General features: G+C 65.3%; 2 protein-coding genes. Both read right to left on the bottom strand.

Features of this window, described 5'->3' with window-relative positions; all coding sequences use genetic code 11:
• Positions 1-4734 (bottom strand): Calx-beta domain-containing protein (locus KBA48_RS10100; RefSeq protein WP_292905813.1); only part of this gene is annotated, 4734 nt, incomplete at its 3' end.
• Between the two features lie 163 nt (positions 4735-4897).
• Positions 4898-6226: a TolC family protein gene (locus tag KBA48_RS10095; RefSeq protein WP_292905811.1), complete on the bottom strand. Its 1329-nt coding sequence runs from the start codon at positions 6224-6226 to the stop codon at positions 4898-4900.
• Between the last annotated feature and the right edge of the window lie 280 nt (positions 6227-6506).

Here is a 6506-nt window from a genome sequence, read left to right as displayed (position 1 = left end):
CATCACCGACATTGCCCCCCCGGATTTGAGCATTGCCGGCGCCCCCTCCACCACACTGCCGCCGCCGGCAATGCTCAAATCCGGGGGGGCAATGTCGGTGATGATGACAGTGTCGGTGGCGCTGGCGCCGGGACGCAGGGCGGGGTTGGTCCCCGTGCCATCGGCATATTTCAGCGCCGGGTCGGTGAAGCCCACCGCCAGGCTGAAGCTTTCAGGCTGTTCGACCAGCGTGTCCTTAACGGTCGTGGCCTTCACATAGACGGATGTGACACCGGCCGGCAGGGTAAACCGGCCATTCACCACCGTCAGGGCCGAACCCTCGGGATTGCTCGGGTCGGTGTAGACAACCAGCGTCGGGTCGATATCGCCGGCAGAGGTCGTGATATGGCCCAGCGACAGTTCCATGTCGGTGGCCGCCGTCAGCGGCTGGTCAAGCGACACGGTGAAAATGGTGGCATTGCCTTCCACCACCGTGCCGCCGCCCGACACATCGACGCTCGGAAGGGCGGGATCGGTGATGGTGACAGTGTCCGTGGCGCTGGCACCGGGACGCAGGGCCGGGCTGGCGCCCGTGCCATCGGCATATTTCAGCGCCGGATCAGTGAAGCCCACCGTCAGGCTGAAGCTTTCAGGCTGCTCGACCAGGGTATCCTTGACCGTGCTGGTCTTCACATAGACGGATGTGACACCGGCCGGCAGGGTGAAGCGGCCATTCACCACCGTCAGGGCCGAACCCTCCGGATTGCTCGGGTCGGTATAGACGACAAGCGTCGGGTCGATATCACCGGCAGAGGTCGTGATATGGCCCAGCGACAGTTCCATGTCGGTGGCCGTTGTCAGCGGCTGGTCAAGCGACACGGTGAAAATGGTGGCGTCACCCTCCACCACCGTATCTCCGCCCGAGACGCTGACACTCGGGGGCGCCACGGGGGCCGGGTCGGTGATGGTGACGGTCGTGGCAACACTGGCGCCGGGACGCAGGGCGGGGTTGGTCCCCGTGCCGTCAGCATATTTCAGGGCCGGGTCGGCGAAGCTTGCCGTGAGGCTGAAGCTTTCAGGCTGTTCGACCAGGGCATCCTTGACCGTGTTGGCCTTCACATAGACGGACGTGACACCGGCCGGCAGGGTGAAACGGCCATTCACCACCGTCAGGGCCGAACCTTCGGGATTGCTCGGGTCGGTATAGACGACAAGCGTCGGGTCGATATCGCCGGCAGAGGTCGTGATATGGCCAAGCGACAGCTCGATATCGGTGGCCGTTGTCAGCGCCTGGTCCAGTGCCAGCGTAAAGATGGTGGACTGGCCCTCCACCACGCTGCCGCCACCCGACACGTTCAGTTGCGGACCGACGGGATCGGTGATGGTGACGGTATCCGTGCCGCTGGCACCGGGACGCAGGGCGGGGTTGGCGCCCGTGCCATCGGCATATTTCAGCGCCGGGTCGGTGAAGCCCACCGCCAGACTGAAGCTTTCCGGTTGCTCGACCAGGCCGTCCTTGACCGTGCTGGTCTTCACATAGACAGACGTGACACCGGCCGGCAGGGTGAAGCGGCCATTCACCACCGCCAGCGCCGAACCCTCGGGATTGCTCGGGTCGGTATAGACGATCAGTGTCGGGTCGATATCGCCCGACGACGTCGTGATATGGCCCAGCGACAGTTCCATGTCGGTGGCCGTTGTCAGCGGCTGGTCAAGCGACACGGTGAAAATGGTGGCGTCACCCTCCACCACAGTACCGCCGCCGGAGACGCTGACGCTCGGGGCTGTCACGGGGGCCGGGTCGGTGATGGTGACGGTGTCCGTGGCACTGGCACCGGGACGCAGGGCCGGGTCGGCGCCCGTGCCATCGGCATATTTCAGCGCCGGGTCGGTGAAACCCACCGCCAGGCTGAAGCTTTCGGGCTGTTCGGCAAGGTCATCCTTGACCGTGTTGGCCTTCACATAGACGGACGTAACGCCGGCCGGCAGGGTGAAGCGGCCATTCACCACCGTCAGGGCCGAACCTTCGGGATTGCTCGGGTCGGTATAGACGACAAGCGTCGGGTCGATATCGCCAGCAGAGGTCGTGATATGGCCCAGCGACAGTTCCATGTCGGTGGCTGCCGTCAGCGGCCGGTCAAGCGACACGGTGAAAATGGTGGCGTCACCCTCCACCACCACACTACCGCCGCCCGAGATGCTGACGCTCGGGGGCACCACGGGGGCGGGATCGGTGATGGTGACGGTCGTGGCGACACTGGCACCGGGACGCAGGGCCGGGCTGGCGCCCGTCCCATCGGCATATTTCAGGGCCGGATCGGCAAAACCCACACCCAGACTGAAGCTTTCGGGCTGTTCGGCAAGGCCATCCTTGACCGTGCTGGTCTTCACATAGACGGACGTGACACCGGCCGGCAGGGTGAAACGGCCATTCACCACCGTCAGGGCCGAACCTTCGGGATTGCTCGGGTCGGTGTAGACGACAAGGGCAGGATCGATATCGCCCGCCGATGTCGTGATATGGCCCAGCGACAGCTCGATGTCGGTTGCCACCGTCAGCGGCCGGTCAAGCGCCACGGTAAAGATGGTGGCGTCACCCTCCACCACGGTACCGCCGCCCGAAACACCGACATTGGGAAGGATGGGATCAATGATGGTGGTGGTTGCCGTGACGCTGGCACCGGGACGCAGGGACGGGCTGGCCCCCGTGCCATCGGCATATTTCAGGACGGGATCGGTGAAGCCGGCTGTCAGGCTGAAGCTTTCCGGCTGTTCGATCAGCGTGTCCCTGACCGTGTCAGCCTTCACATAGACCGTCGTGACGCCCGCTGGCAGGATGAAGCGGCCATCCACAACCATCAGGGCCGAACCCTCGGGATTGCTCGGGTCGGTATAGACAACCAGGGCCGGACCGATATCGCCGGCCGTTGTCGTGACATGGCCCAGCGACAGTTCCACTTCCGTCGGCTTGGACAGGGCATGGCCCAGCGACAGGGTGAAAAGGGCGGGCTGCCCCTCGGTCACGTCAGCGGCATTCGAAACGCCAAGGCTGGGGCGGTCATCATCCGCCACGCCGCCCGGCAGCAGGCTGCCATCATCGCGGATCGTGCCCGTACCACTGGCGCCCGTGGGGTTGGTCAGTTGTGCTGCACCGCCCGTGCCGGTCGCCGTGACGGCACCCGTGATCAGGCTGAAGCTTTTGCTGCCCTCAAAAGTGTCATTATCCAGGATGGCCGCGCGCACCAGGATGCTGGTGGCACCCGCCGCCATGGTGGCCCCCGCCGCGGCGGGCAGCCAGGTGACGCCATTATCGGTGGAATAGCTCAGGTCGGGCGAGACACCGGCCTGCGCCGCCCCCACCAGACCGGGCGTGAATGTCAGACCCGTGGCGCTGGCGTGGTTCAGGCTGACCGTGAAAACGGCATGGCCCGCATCTTCGCTGACCAGGGCGTCGGAGACGGCGATGGTCGGCTGGTCGTCATCCTGGATGCCGACGCTGGCGGTGGCATTGCCGGCGGCCGAGAATTGCCCGTCGGACAGCGTGACCGTCAGGGTTTCCGGCAACTCGCTGATGGCATCGGCACGGACCCGGACGGCCAGCGTCGCCACGGTTTGCCCGGCGGCGAAGCCGACCGTGCCGCTGAGCCCGCCTGAGAACAGGTCCGACTGGTCGATGCCGCTGATGCTGTAGGGAACCTGATCGCCGGCCAGACCGTTGGTCCGCGTCAGCGTGAACAAAACCTCGGTGAAGCCGGCACCGCCCGTGCCTTCCACGATGGTGGATGGCTGCCCCGGCGTCAGCGCGATGGTGACCCGGCCGTTGGGGGTCGGCGGAACGGGGGGTTCCACCGGCTGCTGGGGTTCCTGAACCGGCGGCACGGCCTGCACCGGGGCCGCAACAGCGCCCTGTCCGGGCTGGACTGTGGTCGTGCTGGTGACGATATAGGTCGTGGCACCAGGAACCGACATTTCCGTCACCAGACCGCCGGCGCTGCCCACGGTCTGCTGCACGAAGGGAACCAGCAGGGAGGCGTTGGCCAGTTGCGCGCCCGTTCCCAGGTTGGACACGGTCGACATCTGGCTGGTGACCTGCGACGTGCTGGTCCCCGACGTGCCGCTTGACCCCGTCAGGGCGGTCTGCACCGCATTGCTGCCGATGGCGCCGGGTATGGACGGGCCGGCGGCGATACCACCCGAAGCGGAGGGAGCGACCGACAATTGCCCGCTCTCATTGGCCACGGTCTGCGACGCCTCGGCCACGGCGGGAAAATCGCCGCGCGTCAGGGCCGCCAGCAACTCGCTGCCGGCGCTTTGCCCCGGATTCTGCGGATTGGTCGGCAGGGTTCCCGCCTCGTCACTGGTCACGACCGTGTTGTCGGTGACCGATGGCATCTCACCCCGTTGCAGGGCGGCCAGCAGATCCTCACCCGCCGTTGCCGCCGGGGTGGCGCCATCGGCCGGCGGCGGCGTATCCTCCGCCTGCAGGGTCATGGCGGCCGGCACGACCCCCGCCGTATCGGACGCGTTCCCCAGCAGGGCCTGCAACTGTTCCAGCGTCAGTTCGACCCCGTCGGCCTCCAACAACGAGCGAAGCATGGCCAGTTGTTCGGCATTCAGCGTCAGGGAACGCAGGAAGTCCAGCACCTGGCCGGGCGGGATGTGCAGTGCTTGGCCCAGCAGCGCCACCTGATGCGGCGAGACAGCCGCCGTTTCGATGCGCGCACCTTCATGGTCGGTCGACGTCACAAACTTCATCTCAGCCCCAGCACATCCCGATTGCGATAAAATTGCCGCCCTGTTCCCGGACCCCGTCCGGCATGGCGGTCATCCCCGTTGCATGTCCCCAAACATGCCCCGGTTTCGCGCCGCCTGATGCCCGTCCGGGCAGGCGGCCCCCGTCGTCAAGATCCCGCCACCGTCAGGAGTGGCGGGTCTTGGTCACGGCCTTTTCCGTCGGCACCGTCACCAGCGCGTCGGGCTGCAGGCTGCCCACCGCCTGCAACAGGGTCAGGCCGGCGATGGCGGCATCCGCCTCTGTCGCCACCAGATCGCTGACCGCGTTGATCAGCGACACTTCGGCCGTCAGCACATCCAGCAGCGAACGGCGGCCCATCTGGCGCTCGGCCATCGCCATCTCGAAATATTTCGCGGCGATACGGACCTGATTGCTCAGCGTGTCCTTGTTCTGCTGGGCGATCTTCAGATTCCGCCAGGCGACATGCACCTGTTCGAACACGAGGTCGCGGGTCTCCACCTCGCGCAGGCGGCTGGCCTCAAGATCACGGCGCGTCGCCTCGGTCGCCGAACGGCCGGCCATGCCGGAATTCAGCGTATATTGAAGCTGGAGCATGAGCTTGCTGTCTTCATAGTCCGGCCCCTTGACGGACACGTCTATGTTCTTGCGCCAGCTATGTTCCGCCACCACCTGCACGCGGGGCCGGAACTCCCGCGCATCGGTGCTTTCCAGCCGCTTTTCCAGCGCCTGCGACCGGAATTGCCCGATCTCGATCTGCTTGTTGTTCTTCAGCGCCCGGCTCATCGCCTCGTCCAGCGACTTTGGCATCAGCGCCTCGTTGGGCAACGCCACCTCGCCATAGCCGACGTCCCCCGCCAGATCGCCAAAGACGGCGCGCACGCGGCCCTTGGCAATGTCCAGCCCGCCCTCGGCGCGAACCCGCGACGCCTCGGCGGAAGCCAACTGCACCTTGGCCTGCAGGACGTTGGACTCATAGCCCTTGCCCAGCTCCACCATCGAGCTTTCCAGTTCCGTCTGCTTGCGGACACTGGCTTCGGACTGCCGGCTATAGGTCAGGATCATGTCGGCGCGCACCACGCTCCAATGCGCGGTCAGCGCCTCCAGCAGCACACCGTCACGTGTGGCCGCCATGATGGAGTTGCTCTGGCTGGCGGCAAACCGCGCTTCGTCGATCTGGGCCGAGGTGCGGCCGAAATCGGTCACCAGCTGCGTGGCCCGCATCGTGGTGCGATAGGAGGTGAGCGCCGACGGATCGGCATTGGCCACGGATTCATACCGCTGCCGCCCGGCTTCCGCCGTCAGGTCCAGATTGGGCGTATAGGCCCGCCGCCACGCTTCGCTGACACGGGCATCGGCCCCGACAGCGTCACTGCCTGCCGCCCGGACGCGGGGGCTGGCCTTCATCAGTTGTTCGACCACGGCCCGCAATGGCTGACCGCCATCCTTGGGTTCACCGGCCACCTGGGCCGAGGCACCACCCGCTGCGAACATAGCCCCCACCGCCAGCGTACAAGCGGCGGTTTTCCACACCCCCACACACGTTCGGCGTGTGGAAAAATATGCATGCCCCATCATCAGACCACCCTTTTGACATCCAGCATTGCGGAATGATCCGCAGAAGAAACTTCCCGATTTTTCCAACCTATTCTTGCTGATTCGAGTTTTCCCAATCAACAAGGTTTCCCGAGTCAACAAAGGCAAAGTACAAAGTTAATTTATTAACCATTCCAATACATTGTCATAAACTCGAAGCAAAGCCCCCTATCCGCCC

Origin of the sequence: Niveispirillum sp. (genome assembly GCF_017996735.1) — a bacterium.
Classification (GTDB): domain Bacteria; phylum Pseudomonadota; class Alphaproteobacteria; order Azospirillales; family Azospirillaceae; genus Niveispirillum.
This window is presented reverse-complemented; position numbering and strand designations above follow the sequence as displayed.